The organism is Halobacillus seohaensis (assembly GCF_042663045.1).
Classification (GTDB): domain Bacteria; phylum Bacillota; class Bacilli; order Bacillales; family Halobacillaceae; genus Halobacillus_A; species Halobacillus_A seohaensis.
In genome coordinates, this window is the sequence record NZ_JBHSZV010000037.1 from 59,272 (window position 1) to 83,503 (window position 24,232).

26 protein-coding genes are annotated in these 24,232 nt (G+C 40.0%); 23 read left to right on the forward strand and 3 right to left on the reverse strand.

The genetic code is table 11. The features are described from left to right. Positions 1–358 precede the first annotated feature (358 nt). A complete protein-coding gene (gene ltrA / locus ACFQIC_RS14635; RefSeq protein ID WP_204708780.1) occupies positions 359–1,687 on the forward strand; it encodes a group II intron reverse transcriptase/maturase in 1,329 nt (442 codons plus the stop codon). A gap of 650 nt (positions 1,688–2,337) precedes the next feature. Then, on the forward strand, positions 2,338–3,639 hold the full coding sequence (gene ltrA, locus ACFQIC_RS14640) for a group II intron reverse transcriptase/maturase (RefSeq protein WP_204708781.1): 1,302 nt from the start codon (positions 2,338–2,340) through the stop codon (positions 3,637–3,639). A 330-nt stretch (positions 3,640–3,969) separates the two neighbouring features. On the opposite strand, the gene ACFQIC_RS14645 is transcribed toward ltrA (ACFQIC_RS14640), so the two are convergent. Continuing rightward, entirely contained in the window at positions 3,970–4,839 is an 870-nt protein-coding gene (locus tag ACFQIC_RS14645) for an SDR family oxidoreductase (RefSeq protein ID WP_204708782.1), read from the reverse strand. 408 nt (positions 4,840–5,247) lie between these two features. Between ACFQIC_RS14645 and ACFQIC_RS14650 the strand changes: the two genes are divergently transcribed. The 13 genes from ACFQIC_RS14650 (at position 5,248) to ACFQIC_RS14710 (ending at position 14,972) form a co-directional block, all read left to right on the forward strand. Further along, complete coding sequence (locus ACFQIC_RS14650) at positions 5,248–6,159, forward strand: DMT family transporter (protein WP_390217301.1); 912 nt, start codon at positions 5,248–5,250, stop codon at positions 6,157–6,159. A 211-nt stretch (positions 6,160–6,370) separates the two neighbouring features. After that, complete coding sequence (locus ACFQIC_RS14655) at positions 6,371–6,808, forward strand: DUF948 domain-containing protein (protein WP_204708784.1); 438 nt, start codon at positions 6,371–6,373, stop codon at positions 6,806–6,808. A gap of 30 nt (positions 6,809–6,838) precedes the next feature. Next, positions 6,839–7,288: a DUF948 domain-containing protein gene (locus tag ACFQIC_RS14660; protein WP_204708785.1), complete on the forward strand. Its 450-nt coding sequence runs from the start codon at positions 6,839–6,841 to the stop codon at positions 7,286–7,288. Next, positions 7,285–7,539: a hypothetical protein gene (locus ACFQIC_RS14665; RefSeq protein WP_204708786.1), complete on the forward strand. Its 255-nt coding sequence runs from the start codon at positions 7,285–7,287 to the stop codon at positions 7,537–7,539. Before ACFQIC_RS14660 ends, ACFQIC_RS14665 begins: the two co-directional genes overlap by 4 nt. A 22-nt stretch (positions 7,540–7,561) precedes the next feature. Next, on the forward strand, positions 7,562–8,098 hold the full coding sequence (locus tag ACFQIC_RS14670; protein ID WP_204708787.1) for a hypothetical protein: 537 nt from the start codon (positions 7,562–7,564) through the stop codon (positions 8,096–8,098). 249 nt (positions 8,099–8,347) lie between these two features. Beyond that, positions 8,348–8,710, forward strand: a complete 363-nt coding sequence (locus tag ACFQIC_RS14675) for a hypothetical protein (RefSeq protein ID WP_204708788.1) — start codon at positions 8,348–8,350, stop codon at positions 8,708–8,710. 1,229 nt (positions 8,711–9,939) lie between these two features. Then, positions 9,940–10,272, forward strand: coding sequence for a hypothetical protein (locus ACFQIC_RS14680; RefSeq protein ID WP_390217304.1), 333 nt, complete (start codon positions 9,940–9,942; stop codon positions 10,270–10,272). Between the two features lie 162 nt (positions 10,273–10,434). Next, on the forward strand, positions 10,435–10,875 hold the full coding sequence (locus ACFQIC_RS14685) for a GNAT family N-acetyltransferase (protein ID WP_204708790.1): 441 nt from the start codon (positions 10,435–10,437) through the stop codon (positions 10,873–10,875). Between the two features lie 135 nt (positions 10,876–11,010). After that, positions 11,011–11,190 carry a hypothetical protein gene (locus ACFQIC_RS14690; protein WP_204708791.1) on the forward strand — a complete coding sequence of 60 codons (180 nt, stop codon included), beginning with the start codon at positions 11,011–11,013 and terminating at the stop codon, positions 11,188–11,190. A 389-nt stretch (positions 11,191–11,579) separates the two neighbouring features. Further along, positions 11,580–12,446, forward strand: a complete 867-nt coding sequence (gene noc / locus ACFQIC_RS14695; protein WP_204708792.1) for a nucleoid occlusion protein — start codon at positions 11,580–11,582, stop codon at positions 12,444–12,446. A gap of 134 nt (positions 12,447–12,580) precedes the next feature. Next, positions 12,581–13,354, forward strand: coding sequence for a ParA family protein (locus ACFQIC_RS14700; RefSeq protein WP_204708793.1), 774 nt, complete (start codon positions 12,581–12,583; stop codon positions 13,352–13,354). Continuing rightward, positions 13,335–14,177: a ParB/RepB/Spo0J family partition protein gene (locus ACFQIC_RS14705; protein ID WP_204708794.1), complete on the forward strand. Its 843-nt coding sequence runs from the start codon at positions 13,335–13,337 to the stop codon at positions 14,175–14,177. The genes ACFQIC_RS14700 and ACFQIC_RS14705 overlap by 20 nt, the downstream gene beginning before the upstream one ends. A gap of 90 nt (positions 14,178–14,267) precedes the next feature. Next, positions 14,268–14,972 (forward strand): DUF554 domain-containing protein, encoded by a 705-nt coding sequence (locus ACFQIC_RS14710; protein ID WP_204708795.1) that lies wholly within the window; start codon positions 14,268–14,270, stop codon positions 14,970–14,972. A gap of 1,524 nt (positions 14,973–16,496) precedes the next feature. Here the strand turns inward: ACFQIC_RS14710 and yyaC are convergent. After that, positions 16,497–17,114 (reverse strand): spore protease YyaC, encoded by a 618-nt coding sequence (gene yyaC / locus ACFQIC_RS14715; protein WP_204708799.1) that lies wholly within the window; start codon positions 17,112–17,114, stop codon positions 16,497–16,499. 92 nt (positions 17,115–17,206) lie between these two features. On the opposite strand from yyaC, the gene ACFQIC_RS14720 reads away from it, so the two are divergent. The 7 genes from ACFQIC_RS14720 to rpsR all read left to right on the forward strand — a co-directional run bounded on the left by ACFQIC_RS14720 (position 17,207) and on the right by rpsR (position 21,961). Beyond that, positions 17,207–18,223, forward strand: coding sequence for a YkvI family membrane protein (locus ACFQIC_RS14720; protein ID WP_204708800.1), 1,017 nt, complete (start codon positions 17,207–17,209; stop codon positions 18,221–18,223). A 155-nt stretch (positions 18,224–18,378) separates the two neighbouring features. Continuing rightward, positions 18,379–19,284 carry a mechanosensitive ion channel family protein gene (locus ACFQIC_RS14725; RefSeq protein ID WP_204708801.1) on the forward strand — a complete coding sequence of 302 codons (906 nt, stop codon included), beginning with the start codon at positions 18,379–18,381 and terminating at the stop codon, positions 19,282–19,284. Positions 19,285–19,303: 19 nt separating this feature from the next. Then, positions 19,304–19,501 (forward strand): DUF951 domain-containing protein, encoded by a 198-nt coding sequence (locus ACFQIC_RS14730; RefSeq protein ID WP_204708802.1) that lies wholly within the window; start codon positions 19,304–19,306, stop codon positions 19,499–19,501. A gap of 189 nt (positions 19,502–19,690) precedes the next feature. Continuing rightward, complete coding sequence (ychF, locus tag ACFQIC_RS14735) at positions 19,691–20,788, forward strand: redox-regulated ATPase YchF (RefSeq protein ID WP_204708803.1); 1,098 nt, start codon at positions 19,691–19,693, stop codon at positions 20,786–20,788. A 137-nt stretch (positions 20,789–20,925) separates the two neighbouring features. Further along, positions 20,926–21,216 (forward strand): 30S ribosomal protein S6, encoded by a 291-nt coding sequence (gene rpsF, locus ACFQIC_RS14740; protein WP_204708804.1) that lies wholly within the window; start codon positions 20,926–20,928, stop codon positions 21,214–21,216. A gap of 12 nt (positions 21,217–21,228) precedes the next feature. Further along, positions 21,229–21,711: a single-stranded DNA-binding protein gene (gene ssb / locus ACFQIC_RS14745; RefSeq protein WP_204708805.1), complete on the forward strand. Its 483-nt coding sequence runs from the start codon at positions 21,229–21,231 to the stop codon at positions 21,709–21,711. A gap of 22 nt (positions 21,712–21,733) precedes the next feature. Continuing rightward, positions 21,734–21,961 carry a 30S ribosomal protein S18 gene (rpsR, locus tag ACFQIC_RS14750; protein ID WP_204708806.1) on the forward strand — a complete coding sequence of 76 codons (228 nt, stop codon included), beginning with the start codon at positions 21,734–21,736 and terminating at the stop codon, positions 21,959–21,961. A gap of 49 nt (positions 21,962–22,010) precedes the next feature. Here rpsR and ACFQIC_RS14755 read toward each other — a convergent pair whose 3' ends face one another. After that, complete coding sequence (locus ACFQIC_RS14755; RefSeq protein WP_204708807.1) at positions 22,011–22,448, reverse strand: RrF2 family transcriptional regulator; 438 nt, start codon at positions 22,446–22,448, stop codon at positions 22,011–22,013. A 220-nt stretch (positions 22,449–22,668) separates the two neighbouring features. On the opposite strand from ACFQIC_RS14755, the gene hmpA reads away from it, so the two are divergent. Beyond that, the gene (hmpA, locus tag ACFQIC_RS14760) at positions 22,669–23,895 is read left to right on the forward strand and encodes an NO-inducible flavohemoprotein (RefSeq protein WP_204708808.1); all 1,227 of its coding nucleotides are present in this window, start codon (positions 22,669–22,671) and stop codon (positions 23,893–23,895) included. Positions 23,896–24,232: the final 337 nt, after the last annotated feature.

Below are 24,232 nucleotides of genomic sequence, written 5' to 3' on the forward strand. Positions count from 1 at the left end.
CCAAAAGGTTGAAGGGAAAAGCTCCGAAATTCGTAATTTAGGAAGGCTGATGCGTTCAGGAGCGTAGAAAGCAACAGGGTTACAGATCGAAAAACGGCAAGAGAGTAACCTCTTCCTCGGAGTCAATGACCACGGCACGTTACACATCGATATGTTACGGCAACTCGGGAGATCCTTTAGGTCTCGATAAGAGTAATGACTGACAAGCGATAATAAAGTGAGGACTGTCAAATGCCTAAAGGAAGTCGGATAGCGTCATAGTACCGAAGAAGCCGGGTAATGCCGGTGGAGGGAAGGACGCTACCTGTGATCGACCTTGAAAGAGAAACATAATCTACACGCAGAGGTGGAATGCATTGTGGAAACGAAACTGACAAGGATATCAGAAGTAGCGAAGTCAGATCCGGACATGAGGTTTACATCCCTTGTCCATCTCTTAGATGAAGAGAACCTCAAACGATGTCACCATGAACTCCCGAAAGGCAAAGCCACAGGCGTTCATGGCGTGACGAAAGAGGGCTATGCGGCAAAACTGGACGAGAATATTCAACAGCTCGTCACACGTCTCAAGAAGAAAGCCTACCGACCCGTCCCGGTGAAACGATCCTATATCGAGAAACCGGGATCGAAGAAGAAACGACCGTTAGGCATCCCGGATCATGAGGACAAAATCATCCAACGGGCGATCACGAAGATTCTCAACGCCATCTATGAACAGGACTTCCTGGACAGCTCGTTCGGGTTTCGTCCAAACCGGAACTGTCATGATGCGCTCAAGATTCTGAATGTATACCTCGAAAAGCGCAAGGTCAATTACGTGGTCGATGCCGATATCAAAGGCTTCTTTGACCACGTGGATCACAAATGGATGATGACCTTCCTTAAACACAGAATCCAGGATCCCAACCTTTTACGAATCATTGAACGATTCCTAAAAGGTGGATACATGGAAGAAGGTAAGTACTACGTAAGTGACCAGGGAACACCGCAAGGCGGCATCATATCCCCAGTCCTTGCGAATGTGTACCTTCATTACGTGTTGGACCTGTGGTTCGAGGAAGTCGTCCGTAAACAATGTAAGGGACAAGCCTACATCGTTCGATATGCCGATGATTGGGTGTGCTGTTTTCAATATCAACAGGACGCAGAAAACTTCTATGAATCGCTGATCAAACGACTGCGGAAGTTCAACCTCGAAATAGCCGAAGACAAAACGAACATCTTACCGTTCGGTCGATTCGCCGAGGAAAGAAGTCGAAGAGAGGGACAAACCAAACCCCCAACCTTCGACTTCCTCGGCTTTACCCACTACTGTGGAAAAAGCCAGAAAGGTACGTTTCGAGTGAAGCGCAAAAGCAGTCGCAAGAAAGTCCGAGCGAAATTGAAGAGCCAGAAAGCCTGGCTGAAAGCGAACCGAACGATGGATATCCGGCTGATCATGGACCGGCTATATCGATCCCTTCAAGGGTATTACAATTATTATTGTATAACGGATAACCTGAAAGCGGTAGGGGACTTCCTAGATGAAGTGAAACGCCTTCTATTCAAGTGGATGAACCGTAGAAGTCAGAGGAAATCGTTTCGATGGGATAAATTTTCCTTATTCCTTCAACGTTATCCCCTGCCGAAACTGCGGACCAAAGTCAACATCTACGAATTAAGAGATGAACTCAGCTATATTCTGTGAATGATGATAGGAAGAGCCGTGTGCGGTAGTACCGCTCGCACGGTTCTGTGAGGAGTGAGGAGCTCATTCGATATGAGCTCCCGCTTACTCGACTGGGATGAACATGATTGGTGAGATCCCGCAAGGCGTAGCCTGAGGAAGCTCACCACATGCCGCGTGCCTAGCAAGCCATTAATTGCTTATTGGTGAAAGTCCAATCCGAGTAAGTGCCAAGACGCTCGGTAGCTGACAGGTGACTGGTAGAGAAATCTTAAGGTTAAAGCCCTGTGCCAGCAAACGAACAGATTGTAACATAAAGTGAATCCTGCCGCTTCGTTAAGAGCCCCTGCCTCATGCAGGACAAGGAGAAGTCGAACCCCGGGCATGTGGGTGAAGACCATGGAAGATGTGATGACCTTGGAATCAGCATCGAAGAATCTCTCGGAGTAGAGGGAGCGATATGTTCGAAAAGGAATGAATGGAACTAGGGAGACCCTCCTCATCATTTCTATAGAAATAAAGCGGAAGCCTATAAATGTGGAATACATGAAGTGGTGGACGGATGAGAGGGAGTCGGAGGAGGTCATAGTACCTGTGATGATTACGACAACAAAACGTAGTCTAGGAAAGGACCTCTGCTTTGTTTGTATGTCTAAAGGAGGTAAGAGTCAGTGAATGTCAAGAAAATGACTAACTACACCGATAATGTTAAAGCTCAAAAACTCTGGAAGACGTTATATCTTTGTGCCAAGGAAAGCCCAACGCGTAGATTTCATGCGCTTTACGACAAGATTTATTCTCCAGATACGTTACGGGAAGCATGGCAACGAGTGAAACGTAAGAGAGGAAGTAGTGGAGTTGATGGACAGACGATTGAAGAAATTGTCGAGGAATATGGGGAAGATCAGTTCCTTGATGAACTCTATATAGAGTTGAAAGAAAAGAACTATCACCCAAGTCCTGTCCTCCGCACTTACATTCTGAAAGACAATGGAAAGAATCGTCCACTAGGAATTCCAACAATCAAAGACCGCGTGGCACAAATGGCAACGAAAATGGTTATCGAACCAATATTTGAAGCTGATTTTCATGACTGTTCGTTTGGTTTTCGTCCAAAACGGAATGCCCATCAAGCGATGGCGAGGATTCGAAAGGCTAGTAAGAAAGGTTTTTGGGTAGTCGACGTCGATATCCAAGGTTATTTTGACAATATTAATCAAGATAAATTAATGAAGCTAGTTGAACAACGAATCAATGACAGGCGGGTACTAAAGCTCATCCGAAAATGGTTGAAAGCAGGGATTATGGAAGAAGGGAATGTCAGAAACCCTCTTACCGGGACTCCTCAAGGTGGTGTGATATCACCTCTTTTAGCGAATATATACTTGGACACCATGGACCAACTATGGGAAAAGAAGTTCAAACATTTAGGAGAAATCACTCGTTACGCAGATGATCTTGTCATCATGTGTAGAACCAAACAACAGGCCTTGGAAAGTATTCGTGCCATTAAGGGAATTATGATGAAGTTGGACCTTACTCTTAATACAGAGAAATCAAAGCTTGTGAACCTTTGGAATGATGAGGATGGCTTTGACTTTTTAGGTTTTCATAATCGGAAGCTCCCGTATCAAAAGAAGGGTGGTTGGACGATCTATGCCATGTCTCACTTCCCAAAGCAAGAAGCCATGAAGAAAATGCGAGCGAAAATCAAAGCGTTTACCGAACCGAGAAGCAAGCTACACATGGACCTCCACGAATTAGTTGAAGGTTTGAATCGTAGGTTACAAGGGTTTAAGAACTATTATCGCTTGTCGCCTGCCTCGAAGAAGTGGTTGAATCGGATAGACTGGTACGTTTTGAAGCGCTTAGCCTTGTTTAACAACAAGAAAAGACAGCGACGCACGCTTCATGGTCATCTGGACGAAGTAGAGAAACAAATCCAGCATAAACTAGTGCGTTTAGCTGACTAGGGTAACCGTAATGCCAAAGAAAGAAGAACATCGGAAAGCCGTATGAGGGAAAACCTCACGTACGGTTTGATGAGGGGGAGCTGAAAGTAAAAGAGGGAGATGTCCCCTCTTTAAAATCAGTTCTCTACTCTACCACGGAAAGCGAGTGATTTCCCGGACCTTCTAACGCCATCCTTGGTAACGGAAACCACCGGAATGTCTCGAAGCTGGCCTCCTCAGGCTTCAACTTCTGCGGTTCACCTTGTACTCTAATCCCACTTTAAACCTTGCATTTTAATCCCTCAAAGCTGGACTACTCAATGAGAAATCAAGCTCCTTTTTCGAGAAAGATTAACTTGTCATAATCATTCCACCATTAATGTGAATGAATTGTCCCGTTATATAAGTGGAATCATCCGATGCGAGTAATACATAGCTTCCTACATGCTCCACAGGCTGTCCAGGACGTCCCATTGGCGTATTCGTACCAAACTGTTCAACTTTATCCTCAGAGAATGTAGAAGGAATCAGAGGTGTCCAGATTGGCCCAGGGGCGACCCCATTGACGCGAATTCCTTTATCAACAAGTTGCTTTGCCATCGATCTAGTAAAAGCTACGACAGCACCTTTTGTAGCTGTATAGTCTACCAGTTGTTCATTGCCAGTATAAGGGTTAACTGAAGCTGTATTGATGATGGTACTACCTCTGTTTAAATGAGGTAAGGCTGCTTTTGTTATATGGAACATAGAAAAGATATTAGTCTTGAATGTGCTTTCCAGTTGCTCTGTCGAAATATTCATAATATCGTCAGTTGGATGTTGCTCTGCAGCATTATTAACTAATATATCTAAGCCACCTAATTCATTAACAGTTCGCTCTACGGCTTCTTGACATACGGTTTCTTCCCCTACATCTCCTGCAATTAAAATCGCTCGGCGACCCTCTGATTCAATTTTCTGCTTTGTATATTCAGCATCGTTGTGTTCTTCTAGATAAGAAATAGCTACGTCCGCGCCTTCTTTTGCATAACCGATGGCAACTGATCGTCCAATTCCACTATCTCCACCTGTAATTAGAGCTACTTTATTAACTAATTTATTTCCACTACGATAATCTTTATCTGCCTGAAGCGGAAGAGGATTCATTTCACCTTCCATACCAGGTTGCTTTTCTTGTTCTTGGCCTGGCTGACCTTCTGTTTGTCGATTCATACGAGTCATTGTTATTTCCTCCTTATTTGAAGAGTTACGTTTTACTTAATTTCCACTGTCACAATTGTTTAAACACCTTTTCAGTAAAAGTATTTGGCTTGTTAAACGTTTATGTTGATATTGTTGAAGACTCGATTACGAGATGATTGTGTGGAGAAAGGGGCGATGGGGAAGGAGTCGCTTTTCGTAGGCTTCAATGTTAATTATCGTGCTATTTGAGTGTTATTTCCAACGTTATTTTACGTTTTCCCGAAAGTATCAGAATTACTTTTAGTCAAATGTACCGCTTCTTTTTTTGTTAATTATAGTAAAAGAATGATAAATTAGAGAAAGAGAATTTGTTACATAGTGATCAACGATAATCTTTACGTGATAGGTTAGCAAGAAAGGGGCGTACTTATGTACCCTTATTTACTTATGATTTTAGTTGTTTTTATGTATGCAGGAAACATTTTAATTGGCAAAGCCATTAACGAATTACCGCCTTTAACCATCACTTTTTTTCGTCTACTCATAGCATTTATCGTACTATTTCCTATTGGATATCGTAGTGCATGGAAAAACAGGTCCGTGTTTTTGCAATACAAAAAGCCGGTCTTAGTATTGGCCTTATCAGGGATTGCTTTGTTTAACATATTTATTTATGGATCTTTACAATTCACGACATCCTCTAATGTAGCAATCCTCGAATCAGCTATACCCGCTGTGACCGTGATTTTTAGTGTGTTTATTTTACAAGAGAAACTAAAAAAGCTTCAGTGGGCTGGGGTTGTACTATCTTTAATAGGGGCTCTTTGGGTTATTATGGACGGAAAATTATTTAGTTTAACATCTTTAGAATGGAATATAGGAGATTTCATTATGATTGGGGCAATTCTTTCATGGTCGATCTATTCAATATTCGTTAAGTTACATATGTTTCGTTTCCCACCCTATGCCGCAGTTCTTGTTATGACTGGGGTAGGGCTGTTGGTGCTTTTTCCTGCTGCAATAATTGAATGGTGGGTTGTAGGGGTACCGTCTTTAGGCAATGTAAATTACTTAATAGCCTTATTATATTTAGGAATCTTCCCATCGTTTATCGCTTTAATATTTTATAATCGGGCTGTGAACTTACTAAGTGCATCTAAAGCTTCAATCTTTTTGAATTTCCTGCCTGTCGTAACGATGATAGGGGCTTCTATATGGTTAGGAGAGCAGATTACGTGGATGCATATTATAGGAGCTATTATTGTTATAGTTGGAGTTTTACTAACGACTCAAGGAGGTAAATTAAAAAAAAGGGAGGAGATTTCAGAATTAACAACTAAGGTGAAGGGTAAGACGTAATCTAGTATTTCTATTAATTGTTTAAATCTATAAACTACTCAATGAACGAATCAATTGGTCCATTAAAAAGTAAATAAGCCAGTCAGTGGAAAAGAAAAGAGAAGATTCTCTTATGTCCAGGCAGATATAATGAATGAAATTTTGAGCAAATTTGACGTTTTATCATTACATATTAGGGTATCTTTTACATAACAAGGAGGAATGAAGGAAAATGTCCTTAACAGCCATTAGCCTACTAATTATAGCCGTAGCTTTTGCATTTATTGCAATATTTGTTGTCAAAGTTTTACTAGCAGTTTCTTCTACAATGAAAAATGTCGCAGGAACTCTTGAGAGTGTAGAAAGTAAGATGGAAGGAATTACGAAAGAATCCGAATCCTTATTACAGAAAACAAACGTAATAGCTGATGATGTTCAACATAAGAGTGAATCATTGAATAGTTTATTTGACACTTTAAACAATGTGGGTACATCAGTGGGACATGTGGGTGATTCTATGAATCAATTATCTGCAAGTGTCTCTAAATCTTCTCAGAAACATTCTGATGATGTAGTCAAGTTTATGAAATGGGGAGATACAGCAATCAACCTATATACGAAATGGAAATTAAGAAAACAAACGTTTGAAAAACCGACCGAGAATAATTAATTAAACTTATGGAGAAATGAGGTTGATTTCATGGATTATTTGGGAATTGGTGTGTTAATTATTGGAATTGCTTTTGCAGTTCTATCTATTTTCCTTATGAAAACATTAAATAATTTAGCGAATGTGTTAAAGGGAGTCGATCGTACGGTTGAGAAATTACCAGAGCAATTAGATGGGGTTATGTCACAAACATCAGAAGTTCTTCATACAAGTAATGATACGTTAGTTGACGTAAATGAAAAGATAAGAGCTCTTAGCCCACTATTTTACATCGTAGGAGATATCGGAGAATCATCCCGTCGATTAACATCATCCCTTGTTGATATGACAAGTTCTATGAAAAAAAGTACGTCTACAGGAGAAGAAAAGGTGAAAGAAAAAGATGCTAGCGGTTTATATGGTGCCGTAGCTCTTGGATATTTTCTTACACAAAAGAGAAAAGCCGTGAAGGAAGCGGCGGCTACAGGTAATAAGTCATGAGTGAAATGGTAAAGGACCGTAAAACAGATAGTAAAATATGTATGGGAGTCGTCCTGTTATTTGGATTTGTTGCCGGCACCTTATTACGTTCAATGACTTCTCCTGATGATCCTTCAATACGTCGAACGACAAAGAATTATGTACAGGCCAAAAAGGATAAGCTGATGACAATTGGAGAGCAGAAATTTAATGAGATCCAGAGCAAAAAGCAAGGGTTACAGGCAGACGCAAAAAAATCCGTAACCCAATAAATTTTAGAGAGGGGAAATAACTATGCCAAACGAACAACAGCAACTACCATCACAAAAAGGGAAGCTATCATTAGCCATTTCGGCAGGAGCTTTAGCTGGAGCAGTCTTTGTATTAGTAAAGAACCCTTCCGCCCGTACGAAAATCAAAGAAACTTCTTTGTGTACAAAAAATTCTGTGAGCCAATATGTAGCAGACGTAAAGGCAGATCCCGCTGGCGCTAAGAACGAACTCGTAGGACGTATTCAAAAAACAGCTTCTATTACAAGAGAAGCATTAAACAAAATTCAAGAAATTTTAGATAACCAAGGTAAGGAAATCACGTACAAAGCTCAAGAAGTAAAAGAAGAATCTGAAGACATCGTTTCGACAGCTAAAGATGCGAGTGAAGATCTAAAGGATGTTGGAGATAAAGTGAAAGAAGCGAAAGATGAATTAACGGAAGCTGGCGAGGATGAAGTAGCGGATGATACTTCTAGTAAAGAAAATCTTTCTGCTGTTCCAGATAAGGCAAAGGATGATAATACGAGCCAGAGTGGAACAAAAAGTCCGATAAGTTAATAGGTTCTACTTATACAACACTCGTAGGATTTAGTTCAATAAAGGATAGTAACCTTTTCTTTGTGAAATTAATAGTGAAAATTATGTGGTTATAAGTAATATTTAAATTGGGATTCATTGTTTTTGCACCTCGCAATTAGACCTTAATGTGAAGAAGGGGTTTTTATTTATCCGATGAAGATAGAAAAAGGACTTATTTGGCCATTGGTCGAATAAAACTACTAGGATAGATAACAAAGGAGAGGTGCTATGAGTAGTGAGAAAAGGTTTGGTTCACCCGTCCGTTCCATCTTTGAAAAGTTTTCAAATGCTACAGATGTATCTCTTATTTATGGAGATCCTATTGAGGTTGGGTCAAAGAAAGTCCTTCCTGTAGCTGAGGCTAAATATCACGTAGGTGGAGGCGGTGGCGGTACCGATGGAAATGAAGCACATCCAGTTAGTTATGGCGAAGGGGGAGGCGGATCTATAACCGTGAAGCCTCTCGGGGTTTATGAGATAACAGAGGAGAAAACTACATATAAGCCTACTTATCACCTTAATCAAATGGCGTATCTTGCATTTTTTATCACAGGAGGTTTGTTATTTTTTCTTAGTAAATTTAAGAAATAGAAAACCTGTTAATGAGTATGACCCAAAAATAAGCTATTCACCTACATTTATGGGCGGATAGCTTATTTTTTTAAGTTGACACAGTTTTTGCTTATTAAAATACAACATTTTTTTCCTTAAGGACTGCCCTTATATTTGTAAGAGTGTGTATGATCGTCTTAACAATCATACAACCATTGTTACTCTTATCAATATCGATGCTCACGAAAAGTGTATACATACTACTAGTTATGCACATTAACGAAGTTGTGCTTGTTGCGCTAACTTAGCAGGATTGTTGAAGACTCGATTCCGAGATGATTGTGTGGAGAAAGGGGCGGTGGGGAAGGAGTCGCTTTCCGTGGGCGTGCGCTGAGCCTCCTCAGGCTGGCGCCTTCCGGGGTCTCATCTAACCCGCGTATCCCACAGGAGTCTCCCCCTTCCCCACCGCCCCTTGACGTATGCTTCTATCGAAATCGTGCCGTTCTACCGTCCCTGTTAAAGCCTGAGATATCTGATATAACAGGGGATATGGCCATCACAGATTGAGCCATTAGATAAGTTAAAAATCGGGTGTGATAGCGTGTTTATATGAAGGGTAGGAGATTACCTGTTGTGTATGACTACCTATCCCCTATGCTCCGATGAAAAGAAACGGAACCACGATTCTTTTATTGAATAATCCGAAGCTTTAAGCGATATGCAAGAAAGCACCTTCCAGCACAATTCTCACTCGTAAGGAATGCTTTTTTAATAGGACCGCCCGCTATCAAGATTTGCATGCAAACTTAGGAATGGCTACCTTTTCTTGAAGTGGTATCGAGACACTAATATCGTAAAGGGGCGGAGGGAAACGGGGAGACTCCTATGGGATGTGCGAGACAGCTGAGACCCCACAGGACGAAGTCCGAGGAGGCTCAGCGCCCGCCCCATGGAAAGCGAACCGTTTCCCGCAGCCCCAAAATTCACACAAACATATCGAATTCAAGTCTTCAACAATACGGTTTCGTTACTTGAAGCACCACATCTAACGCCATCCTTTGTAACGGAAACCACCGTATAAATCAGGACAATGATTAACAAATGTTTTGTTATTATAGGCTGCAATTCACTATAAAATGGGGATTATAATTTCCAGTAAAGTGTGTCAGTTATTTTAGCAGAAACTGTTTCATTTTAAATGACGGTCACATTTATGTTTTCGATTCATAGTTCCACAAAGAATGCCGACCCTTCAATAATTTACCAATATGATAAATATGGGGGAATCGACTGTTCATCATCATTTAAAGATGTTAAAGTCGGCCCGTATCGTTGAATCTAGCAGAGTGGCTTATCAATTACAAAAGCATACAGTGGATACTTTGGGAATTCATTTGGAGCAGTATTTAGAAGAAGGACTAATGAGTGATTCACTCGCAAAGAAGCCATCTGTTTATTCCCGTCCCCATGGAACCGAAATTACCTCGCCTTTTATAATAGTTGGCAATGTTGTTTCATTTTTCGGAGATCAAATATATCTGTTAGCTTTACCTCTCATTGTACTAGTCTTAACCAATTTCCACTTTCGATGGGAATTGTAGCCTTTTTAGAAAGATTGTTGATTTTACTCCAGCCTTGGTTAGGTGTCGTTTTTGATGACATAAATATTGGAATGAGGAAAAATACCTTTTAAGAAGGTAACTCTTTATCTAAAATGGAAATAGAGAAGAAGTGAAAAACTTATCACAGGGGGAAACGTCAACATGTATATATCACACGCAACACGTGAGGAAATTGATGAGATTCTCCCACGAGTCGGAGATTCCCTTGAAGAAGGTTCTCGCGGATATTATGAGGTGGAACAGGATAAAGCTTCACGAATGATGCAGGAAGTTTTACAAAAAGAGGATGGACAAGTTCTAGTCGTAAAAGAAGATAGCCAAGTGGTAGGTTGGATTTTATATGGACAACAAAAGGATAGTTTTACAGGTGAAAGTATAGGGTTTATCTATGATTTGTTTGTATTCGAAAATTACCGAGAACAAGGATTTGCTGAAGCGTTAATAAATAAGGCAATGACTGATTTGAAAATCCAAGGCATGGCTTCTGTAAGATTGGTAGTTTATGCAGGAAACTATGCGAAAAACTTATATGAAAAACTTGGTTTTACCGATAATCGAACAGTGATGACTAAAACGTTATAAATGATAAAATAAATGTTGCTTTTGAACAGTTTCTCTTGGCTATGAATCTTTCTGTATTGCCTGTTTGGTTTAAAATTGCGTAATGTCGTCGAATCTTGATGTTTCACGTGAAACAATGAGAAAAGAGGGATTTATTTGGAAGTAATTTTTATGACTGTCATGTATGTGGTGCTTTGGATCATTATTATTGCTTCTATCTTTTTTATAGTAAAAAGCAGACTAGATTTTAATAAAAAACGTCGGGATGAAATAACTGAAAGAATAGAATCTATCGAGTCTAAGATTGACCAATTGCAAAGTGATAAAAATAGATGATTTTTAGACATGATGAAAGATTGGTATAAAAGTGAAATGATAAGAAGTGTGGAACTTCTATAAAGATGTGAGGTATGGTTAACAGATCTGTTGCTTTTCACATACATGCATTTAACTATTTAATTGTATGAGTCGAAAAATTCAAGAATAACCTCTACAATAAGAGATAGTTTTTAAATATGGATATCAAAATAGCGATCTTTCAATTATTCAATTTACTAGATACTTTTAATAGTCAAAATATGATAAAATGAAGTAAGAGTGAAAAAGGCATACGGACGCGCAGCAGCTTTATAGCCTGCGGCGCTTTTTCCTATTTATTATAAAGAAATGTTCCACGTGAAACATGTTTAATCGTGTGCTTGATCGTAAAAAGGTGGTGTTTAATCGTGTTACATCCTTTTAGCCGTCTGTTCGGACTGGGGGACAAGTCAGATCCGAATAATAGTGAAAATCAAAATGAAGAAGAATATAATCCTGATGAAATTATGCAAGTTCCTGTTGGAAGTATTCAACCAAACCGGTATCAGCCGAGAGCTATTTTTAATGATGAGAAAATTAGTGAACTTGCCCAGACGTTACATACACATGGGATGATTCAACCGATTGTCTTACGTCGGCTAAACGAAGAACAATTTGAGATAATAGCCGGAGAACGCAGATGGCGTGCTGTCCAAACTCTTGAATGGGAAACAATCCCTGCTATCATTCGTGATATGGATGACACGCAAACCGCTTCTGTTGCCCTGATTGAAAATCTCCAGCGTGAAGAACTAACAGTGATTGAAGAGGCTAGGGCCTATGCTAGACTGTTAGAAATTCATGAATTGACGCAGGAGGCTTTAGCTCAACGTTTGGGTAAAAACCAGTCAACGGTAGCAAATAAATTGCGTCTGTTGAAGCTTCCTCAATCCGTACAGCAGGCTGTAATGAATAAGGAAATCACTGAACGACATGCAAGAGCGCTTATAGCTGTTAAGGATGAAGAAAAACAAAGTAAATTGCTTCAAGAGATTATTGAAAAGCAATTGAATGTGAAACAGACTGAGGACCGAATTAGTAAAATTAATGATGATACACCGAAAAAGAAAAAGCCGAAATTAAAAGGTGTCAACAAGGATATGAGAATAGCGATGAATACTATTCGTCAATCTCTCGATATGGTGACAGATACAGGTGTTGATCTTGAAACAAATGAAGAAGATCATGAAGATTACTATCAATTCACTATAAAAATTCCAAAGAAAAAGTCATAAACATAAAGTCTCACCCATCTTAAACAGTCTGAGATGGGTGTTTTTAAAAAAAGAAAAGTTGTAGAGAGAAACATGAGGGTGTGTTTCCGCTTACAGTGCCAATTAATTTAGTAATGAAAGAGGCGGGTGAGAGCATGGGTAAGGTGATTTCCATTGCCAATCAAAAAGGGGGCGTAGGGAAAACCACAACAGCCGTTAATTTAAGTTCATGCCTAGCTTATTTAAACTTCAAAGTCCTTTTGGTTGATATTGACCCTCAAGGAAATGCGACAAGTGGCATTGGTGTTCAGAAAGGTTCTGTTGACCAGTGTATTTATGATGTGTTAGTTGATGGTGTAAGTGCCGAGGACGTGCGGACATCGACCTTGGTTGAAAATTTAGATGCGATTCCAGCTACGATCCAACTGGCAGGTGCTGAAATAGAATTGGTACCGACCATCTCAAGAGAAGTGAGGCTTAAACAAGCCATTGATGAGATTAAGGATGAGTACGACTTCATTATTATTGATTGCCCCCCATCACTTGGACTGCTCACGATTAACTCGCTAACAGCCTCTGATTCCGTATTAATTCCTGTGCAGTGTGAGTACTATGCTTTAGAAGGGTTAAGTCAGCTTTTAAACACAGTTAGATTGGTACAAAAACATCTAAACAAAAACCTCATGATTGAGGGTGTTCTGTTAACGATGCTTGATGCACGAACGAATTTAGGAATTCAAGTAATTGAGGAAGTGAAAAAGTATTTCCAAGATCGAGTCTATCGGTCTATTATTCCCCGTAATGTCCGCTTGAGTGAAGCGCCAAGTCATGGAAAACCTATTATATTATATGATGCAAAGTCACGAGGTGCAGAGGTTTATCTAGATCTAGCGAAGGAAGTGGTGGCAAATGGCGAGAGGGTTAGGTAAAGGTATTAATGCTCTTTTTACAGACTTGGATGCGAAGAATGAAGACAAGCTTCAGGATGTGAATGTGAAAGATTGCAGACCCAATCCATATCAACCACGAAAGCATTTTACAGAAGAAGCGATTGCTGAACTTATGCAATCTATTAAAGAGTACGGAATTCTACAGCCCTTAATTGTACGAAAAAGTATTAAGGGTTATGAAATCGTAGCTGGCGAACGTCGTTTTCGTGCAGCGAAGCAGGCTGAGTTAGATACAGTACCTGTTATTATTCGGGAGATGACGGATGAACAAATGATGGAGGTTGCTTTGCTGGAAAATCTCCAACGTGAGGATTTAACCCCTATCGAAGAAGCTCAAGCCTATCAAAATTTAATGAGTGAACTTGGGGTTACTCAAGATCAGCTGGCTAAGCGACTAGGCAAAAGCAGATCCCATATTGCAAACTTGGTAAGATTGCTAAATCTATCTTCAGAAGTCATGAAAAAAATTAACTATGGATCCTTGTCAATGGGACATGGACGTGCTCTATTAGGGTTGAAGCATCAAGAGAAAATACCTGCTGTCGTGAAAAAGATTGAAGAGGAAGACTTAAACGTACGGCAAGTAGAAAAACTTATTTTAGACCTAAATGAGCGAAAACGTCGTCAGAAAAAACAAGCCCCAGAAAAAGATATCTTTATTAAAGAGAGAGAATCAACTTTGAAGGAACGTTTGGGAACAGATGTGACGATTCATAAGGGCAAAAAGAAAGGGAAAATTGAAATCGAGTTTTTGGATAACGATGATCTCGAGAGAATATTGCGATGGATTGATCATGAATAACGAGACGAAAGCCTGGTAGAATTTCTTCCATACCAGGTCCTTTTACTTTCTTAAAAAGTTTCATGTGAAACATGTAATGGAGCGGTTGCTATGGTTTTATTAGGTACAATTGTCAATGGAATATGTATTATTGTCGGAACATTACTTGGCTTGTTTTTTACTAAAATTCCTGAGCGTTTTAAAGAAACGGTTATGAGTGGTGTAGGTTTAGCTGTTCTGTTAATTGGATTACAAATGGGTTTTGAAACGGATAATATAGTAGTTGTATTGCTTAGTTTGTTATCGGGTGCCATTATAGGTGAAGCCGTACACTTAGAAGAGAGATTGGAATACATAGGTCGATGGATTGAAAGAAAATTTGCTAAACCGGAACAAACATCAACGATCGCTCAAGGCTTTATCACAGCTTCGCTTATTTTTGTGATTGGTGCGATGTCTGTAATTGGTGCATTAGATGGTGGATTAAGGAATGACCATGAAATTTTAATTACGAAAGCTGTTATTGATGGTTTTGTTGCTCTCGTTTTAACATCAACGTTAGGGGTTGGTGTCATCTTTTCAGTTATTCCTGTTGTGTTATATGAGGGGGGGATTGCTTTGTTAGCCACTCAAATTAATCGTTGGGTCCCTCAAGACATGCTGGATTTGTTTATTACGGAAATGACGGCTGCGGGGGGTCTATTGATTGTAGCGTTGGCTTTAAATTTGTTGAAGCTAACAAAGATCCGTGTTGCCAATTTATTACCTTCTTTAGGGATGGTTGGAATTGTTCTTTATATCTCTCAGTTATTTTAAGAGAATCGGCTTATCGTAACGGTTCAGTTGCCGAGGAGAAAGTGATAAGTTGTATCGAATCAGGGGTACAATTCTCACGATGAGTAGTGCCTCATTTTTTTATGGTTTATCTGTGATTATAAGTGTTTTAACATAGCATTTAGTAAAATAAGTTACTGGTTCGTTACTGTATAAGGGATAGGGGTGGTTTTGAAACAACTCGCTTTCCTGCGGGGGAACTGGCAAGCCTCCTCGGTCGTTGACACTCCCTGTGGGGTCTTGCCTAGCTCCTTCTCCCGCGGGAGTCTCGTCGTTTCAAAGCCACCCCATTCGACATGGAATGAACGAACCCCCGACATAGGAAAATGCGTCATACCTATGCTATAGAATAAAGCCTCACTCAATACGATGCTTCCGTTCTCCTCACGAAAGCAAGAAGGTACAGAAAATTGTACATACCCGTCAAGCTAACATGCGAGTAATGCTAAGGAAGAATTATTACTAATAATGGTTTCAATATTTTCACAGTAATGAACGTACCTTCACCATTCGGAGTCAATTAGTTCCAGTCTTAAGAGAATGCGTCTGCCCGCGGAAAGCGAACTGTTTTCCCTGCCCTCCCAAACTCCATACGGCAAACGGATCTTCTTGTTATTAAACAATCTGAGGCTTTAGTTGAAGAAACAAAATAAATTATTAATATAAAAAACGTTCAGATGAATTCTAAATAGTTCCGTTTTGGAGTACAAAAACATATGTAGAGGGAAAAATAGCAACAGAATTATCGAACCAATTAACATACTAAATAACATGTCAATTGGTAAAGAAAAACGCTTGGACATTTTAATATCCAAGCGTTTTTCTTTATATTTTCTACTTCAACTAAAGCATCATTTACTTGAAGACTCAGCTTCGAGAAATGTTGTTTCCGTTATGGTTGAAAGCGTTTGGAGGTCCGGGAAATCACTCGCTTTCCATGGGCATGTGGCGAGCTTCCTCGGGCTATCGCCCTGCGGGATCTCACCGATCATGTTCATCCCATAGGAGTCTCGCGATTTCCCGGACCTCCTTGCCATTGTGAGGCAAACGGAAACCTCAGTAATTGGTTCTTCAAATTGTATATGGTGTGCGAACACAGAAGACGACTCATGGGGCAGTAGGGCCGTTCATTAAAAGCAAAGGATGGGTGGCTATGAAACGGGGAGATTCCCAAGCCTACTTCGATGTGTGAGAAACGAATCCCTTTCCCGGAAGGACTATCTTCCACTATCCGTGTTCTATTGCAATGAACCTATTGCTGCCTTTTCTTGGAGTGGTATCGAGACACTTATATGGTAAAGGGGCGGAGGGAAACGGTGAGACTCCTATGGGATGTGCGGGACAGCTGAGACCCCACAGGACGAAGTCCGAGGAGGCTCTGCGCCCGCCCCATGGAAAGCGAGCCGTTTCCCGCAGCCCCTAAATTCAAACATCTCGAATTCAAGCACAATCTCTTAATTCGTATGTTATTTCATGTTTTGTACTCGAAAACTGAAACCGTTAAGCCTACTGTTGCTGTTTTTTTGTAGCTGCCAAATAGTCTTGATAAGGCTGATGTTCAGATTGTTCATGATTTCGCTTAGACTCTGTTAGCTTAAGAGATGCAGCAATTTTAGCTGACATGTTCATTACATGATGAAGTCTTGTATTCTGTAAAACAACATATTCCATAAAACCGCCAACATTGACCATGCCACTTATGTGAAAGTCTCCAACAGGGGGCAAGTCTTTCTTTAGTGCTGCTCCCGGAGTCAGAGCTCCTGTTCCAAAGGCAACTTCTCCAATAGAAGATTTCTTCCCTAAACAAGCATCGATTGCGAGTGTTATAGGTTGTTGGTGTATCCGATGAATAGCTTTTATTGTGTCCTTTAAATTAAGGGCATGTACAGGCTCTTCAAGTGTCCCGTATACATGCATACCTCGCAGCGTATGTTGCCTTAGCATCGAGCCAACTAAGGGGCCTAATGCATCACCCGTTGACCGGTCTGTCCCTATGCAGACCACAATAATATCTTTTTGAGCGGGAAGGCATTGGAATAAACAATCACTAAGCTTATCACACATGCTAGGATCATCCGTCTGAAAACGGTGCTCGTTCTTAGAAAACTTGTCCTTCCTACTCATAGCCTCTCCTCCAGACACATATTAGTAACAGTATATAAATATATACAAGTTTCTATACGTGGCAAAATACATAGAGTGAGGGGCGGTTCTCAATGATCTCGGGAATAAAATGGATGTTCTTGATCATAGGAACAATGATTGGAGCAGGGTATGCATCTGGACGAGAGTTATGGCAGTTCTTTGGGGAAGAGAGTAGTCTAGCTATTTTGTTGTTTACAATTATGTTCATCATTTGTTGCGTCTCTATTATGCTGATAAGTTATGAACAGCAGTCAGGTCATTATTTACCTGTCCTTCGAGCCATTGTTGGAAAGCATTTGACGGGTGTATATGATGGCATGATTATTATTTATTTATTCACTACAACGGTTGTCATGCTAGCCGGAAGCGGTGCTACACTGGAAGCTTTTAATTATTCATATCGTCTCGGTGTGTTAGCCATTGCGATTCCGCTTATTCTCCTTTTTATTTGGGATATTAAAGGGATTGTTGCCGTGAATAGTTTCGTCCTTCCTTTATTGATTAGCGGATTGCTGTTTGTATTGCTTCTCTTCACCTCTGATCAAAATATCTCCTTATTTGGTGATTTTAAAGAGACAAGCAATTGGATGGCCGCTTTCCCTTTTACAGCTTTAAATGTTCTTCCACTAATTGCTGTGCTCGGAGCAATTGGTAACCGGCTGAAGAGTCGGACAGAGGTTTGGGTTGCCAGTTTAGGAAGTGGGCTAATCCTTGGAGGTATTTCTTTTATATATAATAATAGTCTGATCCAAATCGCTGATGAAATCCTAGTCTATGAAATTCCTTTATTTGCTATTTTGAATCATTATCCTTTTGAGATGATGGTGTTTATGTCCTTTATGATGTGGATTGCGATTTTTACTACTGCTGCTTCAGGAACTTTAGGTTTAGTGACTCGCTTTCGGGATTATTGGAAACAGCCTCTATGGATTGTTGCATTTGCAATCGTGGCTATCATGCTGCCTTTTACCTCTTTTGGATTTTCCGCTTTAATAGGTTATCTTTATCCCTTGTATGGTTTATTAAATTTGTACGTTTTATCCTCCCTACTTATTTATCCAATTGTTCAGCGATTCAAAATAAGTTGAAAACCTGTTAAAATAAAGTGATACTACCATTTGAATGAATGGTTAGTTGAGCGGAATCTTATGTTATGGGCAGTTTTCTCCTTTGCTTCACGTTCATTTATCTTGAATTCTTGAAGTAAGAGTCTTCCTGTCCGTATATGCGGATCTTCCGTATCATGAGAGGCAGGGGAATCACTGTGGAAGAAGTAGTAACTAAGTGGGATGAAGCTATAAATTATGTGACAGGCCCTGATTTGTGGCTGACTTTAGGACAAGGTGTCTTAAAAATTTTATTAATCCTTCTGATATCTTTCATCGTTATAAAGGTAGGGAAGCGCGTTATATCTCAATTTTTTGTACAGAGGCGACAGGGACCCTTTTCCATAACTGAGCGGCGGGAGTCGACGCTTAAAAAGTTAGTTGCTAATACATTAATTTATGTAGTTTACTTCACAGCTTTTATTATGATTTTAGAAACCTTTACATTAGATATAGGTGCGCTATTAGCCGGGGCAGGGATTGCAGGGTTAGCAATCGGTTTTGGTGCTCAAAACCTCGTACGAGATATTATTAGCGGTTTTTTTATCATATTTGAAGATCAATTTTCTGTGGGTGATTTTATTCATGCCTCTGGTGTGGAAGGATTTGTAGAAGAAGTTGGTCTGCGGACTAGCAAAGTAAAAGGTTGGACAGGCGAAGTTCATATTTTACCGAATGGTCATATCACACAAGTAACGAACTATTCGATCCACAATAGTGTATCAATCGTTGATGTTAGTATTGCTTATGAAGAAAACATAGAAAAGGCAGAGCAAGTCATCGCTGAATTACTAGAAGAGCTTCCTGACCGTTATCCTGAAATGGTTGCCGTTCCTGAACTATTAGGCGTGCAGAATTTAGGGGCGTCTGAAGTGGTGATGCGAATCATGGCTGAAGTTGAACCGATGGAACACTTCGCAGCTTCTCGGGCGATTCGAAAAGAAGTGAAAAACCGTTTAGATGAAGTGGGTATTGAGATTCCATTCCCTCGTTTGGTTATGTATTCTCGTCACGATGAAGAAACATCGCCGACCCCATCTTAATAACAGGAGGTTTGTCAATATGCAGGATAAAACATACCATTTAAATGATGTCGTACAAATGAAAAAGGCTCACCCTTGTGGAGAGAACCGCTGGAAGATCATTCGGATGGGCGCAGACATTCGTATAAAGTGTGAAGGTTGTGGTCACAGCGTCATGATTCCAAGGAGAAAGTTCGAGTCTAAATTGAAAAAGATTTTGGAAATAAGTGAACAATAGCTATAAATACGTAAATTTGCTTAATAGATAACGTAATAATTGAATAAGTTAAACATGAAAATGAAAAAACAAGCTTATTTAAGGGCTTGTTTTTTCATTTTTGCATAGGTTGTTATTTTTCGTTACAGTATCTATAATTGGTATGACCAACATACATGTATGTAAATCCTTAAGGAGTGGAAGTTTTATATGGCACTAACAGCTGGAATTGTAGGGTTACCTAACGTGGGTAAGTCTACACTATTTAACGCAATTACACAGGCAGGAGCTTTATCAGCGAACTATCCGTTTGCAACGATCGATCCAAACGTAGGCATTGTTGAAGTACCGGATCCTCGTTTAGACAAGCTTACTGAACTTGTTAAACCGAAAAAAACCGTTCCAACAGCTTTTGAATTCACCGATATCGCAGGTATTGTAAAAGGTGCGAGTAAAGGGGAAGGGTTGGGTAACCAATTCTTATCTCATATTCGCCAGGTAGAGGCGATTTGTCACGTTGTTCGTGCATTTGAAGATGAAAATGTTACACACGTATCTGGTCAAGTTGACCCGGTTTCAGACATTGAAACGATTAATTTAGAGTTGATTTTGGCGGATCTTGAGACGATTACTAAGCGTTTCGATCGTGTTGCAAAAATGGCTCGTCAAAAAGATAAAGATGCTCTAGCTGAATATGCAGTATTAGAAAAACTGCAGGAAGCATTAGAGGGTGAAACACCAGCTCGTGCTGTTGAATTTTCAAGTGATCAGCAAAAGATTGTTAAAGGGCTTCACTTGTTAACATCCAAACCAATCCTTTATGTAGCTAATGTGAGTGAAGATGAAATTGGTGAAGAAGACAACGAGAAAGTTAAAACGATTCGTGAATTTGCTGCGAATGAAAATGCTGAAGTTATTGTAGTTTGTGCAAAAATCGAGTCAGAAATTGCTGAGCTTGAAGGAGAAGAAAAGCAGGAATTTCTTGAAGATCTCGGCATTGCTGAAGCAGGCCTAGACCAATTGATTAAAGCCACTTATAACCTTCTAGGACTAGCTACGTATTTCACGGCGGGCGAGCAGGAAGTGCGAGCCTGGACCTTTAAAGAAGGGATGACAGCACCTCAGGCAGCTGGAGTCATTCATACGGACTTTGAACGAGGATTTATCCGTGCAGAGACGGTATCCTACGATGATCTCGTAGATGCAGGAACGATGAGTGTGGCCAAAGATCGTGGTCGTGTACGTTTAGAAGGGAAAGAGTATTTAGTTAAAGATGGCGATGTTATTCACTTCCGTTTTAATGTGTAGTAAGGATCCTTCCGTTAATGTGTTGTCATTTTAATAGAAATTTGGTATAATACAAAATTGTGAGTAATGAAACTTTAAATTACTCCTTGCTCCTTCAAACAGGAGGAGCCGTTAAGTCCATAAGGAGGTGAATACGGATGAGAAATTACGAAATTATGTACATCATCCGCCCGGATATTGAAGAAGAAGCTAAAACAGCTGTAGTTGAGCGTTTCAGTGGTATTCTTACAGAAAACGGTGCGGAAGTCGAAAATCTTAAAGAAATAGGCAAGCGTCGCCTTGCATATGAAATTAAAGATTATCGTGATGGAATCTACGTAACGATCAACTTCAAAGGTGATCGTGATGCGATCAATGAATTTGACCGCCAAGCGAAGTTCTCGGATGATGTTATCCGCCACATCGCTGTACGTGAAGATGACAAATAAGGAGTTGTTCTGATGTTAAATCGTGTCGTTTTAGTTGGCAGATTAACGAAGGATCCTGAATTACGCTATACACCAAACGGAGTAGCTGTTGCGAATTTTACTGTTGCTGTAAATCGACCATTCTCGAATAATCAAGGTGATCGTGATGCAGATTTTATTAACTGTGTTGTTTGGAGACGAGCAGCTGAAAACCTCGCCAACTTTATGAATAAAGGTAGTCTTGTCGGCGTAGACGGACGGTTACAATCTCGTAGTTTCGACAACCAAGAAGGCAAGCGTGTGTTTGTAACAGAAGTTGTTGCGGACAGCGTACAGTTCCTAGAATCCAAAGGTGGTTCTTCACAAGGTGGAGGTGGCCAACAAGGTTCAGGATTCCAGCCAAATCAGAATCAACAACCAGCAGGCAATACCAACAACAATAATAATAAAGATAATGATCCTTTTGCCGATAAAGGTGAACCGATCGATATATCCGATGATGATCTACCATTTTAGATAAGGAAGGAGTGAATGCAACATGGCACGTCGTGGACGCGGTAAACGTAAAAAGGTGTGTTTTTTCACAGCTAATGGAATCACACACATCGATTTTAAAGATACTGACTTGCTAAGACGTTTCATTTCCGACCGTGGAAAAATTCTTCCTCGTCGAGTAACTGGAACTTCTGCTAAGTACCAACGTAAATTGACTATAGCGATCAAACGCTCTCGTCAAATGGCTCTATTGCCATACTCTGCTGAATAGTATGGAACTTAAAAAGCCGTGAAGTCTACGAATAGACTTCACGGCTTTTTTATTTTATATCCATTAATTCTCTCAGTTCGTCCTTATTGGCTAAGAGGTCCTGTAATGTATATTGATTAAGCACTTCTAGGAATGCCGATAAAGCATCATTTAAAAGATGCTTCAGTTTACAAGCAGGAGTAATCACGCAGTAATTTGTTTCTCGATCAAAGCATTCAAGTAAATGAAAGTCATCCTCCATTGCTTGCACAACGTAACCTATATTTATATCTGCCGGATTTTTCGCTAACTTAATGCCCCCGCTTCTCCCTCTAATTGTTTCTAGCAACCCTAATTTATTTAATTGATGGACTATTTTGCCTAAGTGGTTCTCTGAAATATGAAACACTTCAGAGATTTCTTTCTTTCTTGCAAGTTCACCCTCAGGTTTTGAAGCAGTATAAATCATCACCCGCAAAGCGTAATCAGTGTATTTCTTTAAACGCATAGATTAGACCCTCATTTAGTTTAATTCTTAACTTATATTCTACCATAGGGAAACAAAGAGTGTCTTGATTATTGCTCTTCATGCAAAATTGATCAGAGTTTAAGAAAAGTTTTGATATTTGTCACTAAAGATGTATTTTAAATATTGATTTAAACGAACAGTTGTTTTTATAATAAAGGTGTAAACAAAATACATCTTTAATTAAAAAAGGAGTTTTTTTATGACTACCACAATTTCTTATGAATTAAGTGAAAAGACTATTCAAACTGTTAAATCAACTGTCCCTGTGTTAGCTGAGCATGGGGAAGCGATTACGACTCACTTTTATCAACGTTTGCTTTCGGATCATCCTGAATTGAAAAACATATTTAATATGACGAACCAAATGGCCGGCCGTCAGCCACGTGCCCTAGCGAATGCAGTATACGCTGCTGCGCAATACATTGATAACTTAAGTGCGATTGAGCCTGTATTGAATCAAATTGCAGAAAAGCATCGAAGCTTGAATGTGAAACCGGAACATTATCCAATTGTTGGTGAATATTTATTATTAGCTATAAAAGAAGTATTAGGGGAAGCGGCTACCGATGAGGTGATTGAAGCGTGGGGAGAAGCGTACGGAGCAATTGCTCACACGTTTATTAAAGTGGAACAGGAGAAATACCAGAATACGAGCACTCAAGAAGGAGGATGGATAGGTTACCGTAACTTTAAGGTAATCAAAAAGGTGAAAGAAAGTGATGTGATTACCTCGTTCTATTTAGAATCTGAGGATAGACAATCAATTTCTAGTTTTTCTCCTGGTCAATATATTACGATAAAGGCGACCATCCCGGGAAGTGAATATACCCATTTACGTCAATACAGTCTGTCAGGGGCTCCGGGAAAGAGCTATTACAGAATTAGTGTCAAAAGAGAAGATGGGGAGAATGGCCAACCAGCAGGAATAGTCTCGTCATTCCTTCATCAGCAGCTACAAGAAGGGGATGTCCTTCCTATTACAGCTCCAGCTGGAGACTTTAGTCTAAATAACGAATCTAGTGCTCCTGTTGTGTTGATAAGTGGTGGTGTGGGGCTTACGCCTATGCTGAGTATGCTGATGAACATGGTTGATCAAGGGTCAGAACGAGATATTTATTTCATTCATGCTTCACATAATGGAAGAGTTCATGCATTTAAAGATGATGTGGATCAGGTCGAGAAGCAGGTATCATCTGTTCAAACTAAAGTTTTGTATAGCTCTCCTACTGATACAGATGATGGATATGATAAACATGGGCATATTGATTTAGACTGGTTAAAGTCTACTGTGCCACATGATGCTGAATTCTACTTCTGTGGTCCTGAAGGGTTTATGCGTGCTGTGAATCGTTCATTAAAGGATTGGGAGGTTCCTGAAGAAAAGGTACGTTATGAGTTTTTTGGTCCAGAGTTAAGTTTAAATTAAAATATAGAATATAAAACAAGGGGACAACCTAATAAAGTAAGTAGTTCCGATACCTTGGAGAAAATCCACGCTATGTTTAGCACCAAAAAGTCCTTTTCTATTAATAATGAACTTTTGAAAAACACTATCCCAAAATCTAACGGGTTCAGTTTTCGAGTACAAAACATGATATATCAACGATTATCGGTATTTAACATATAAATTAGCATACAAAATCAGAGATTGTGCTTGAATTCGAGATGGTTGTGTGAATGTAGGGGCTGCGGGAAACGGTTCGCTTTCCATGGGGCGGGCGCAGAGCCTCCTCGGACTTCGTCCTGTGGGGTCTCAGCTGTCC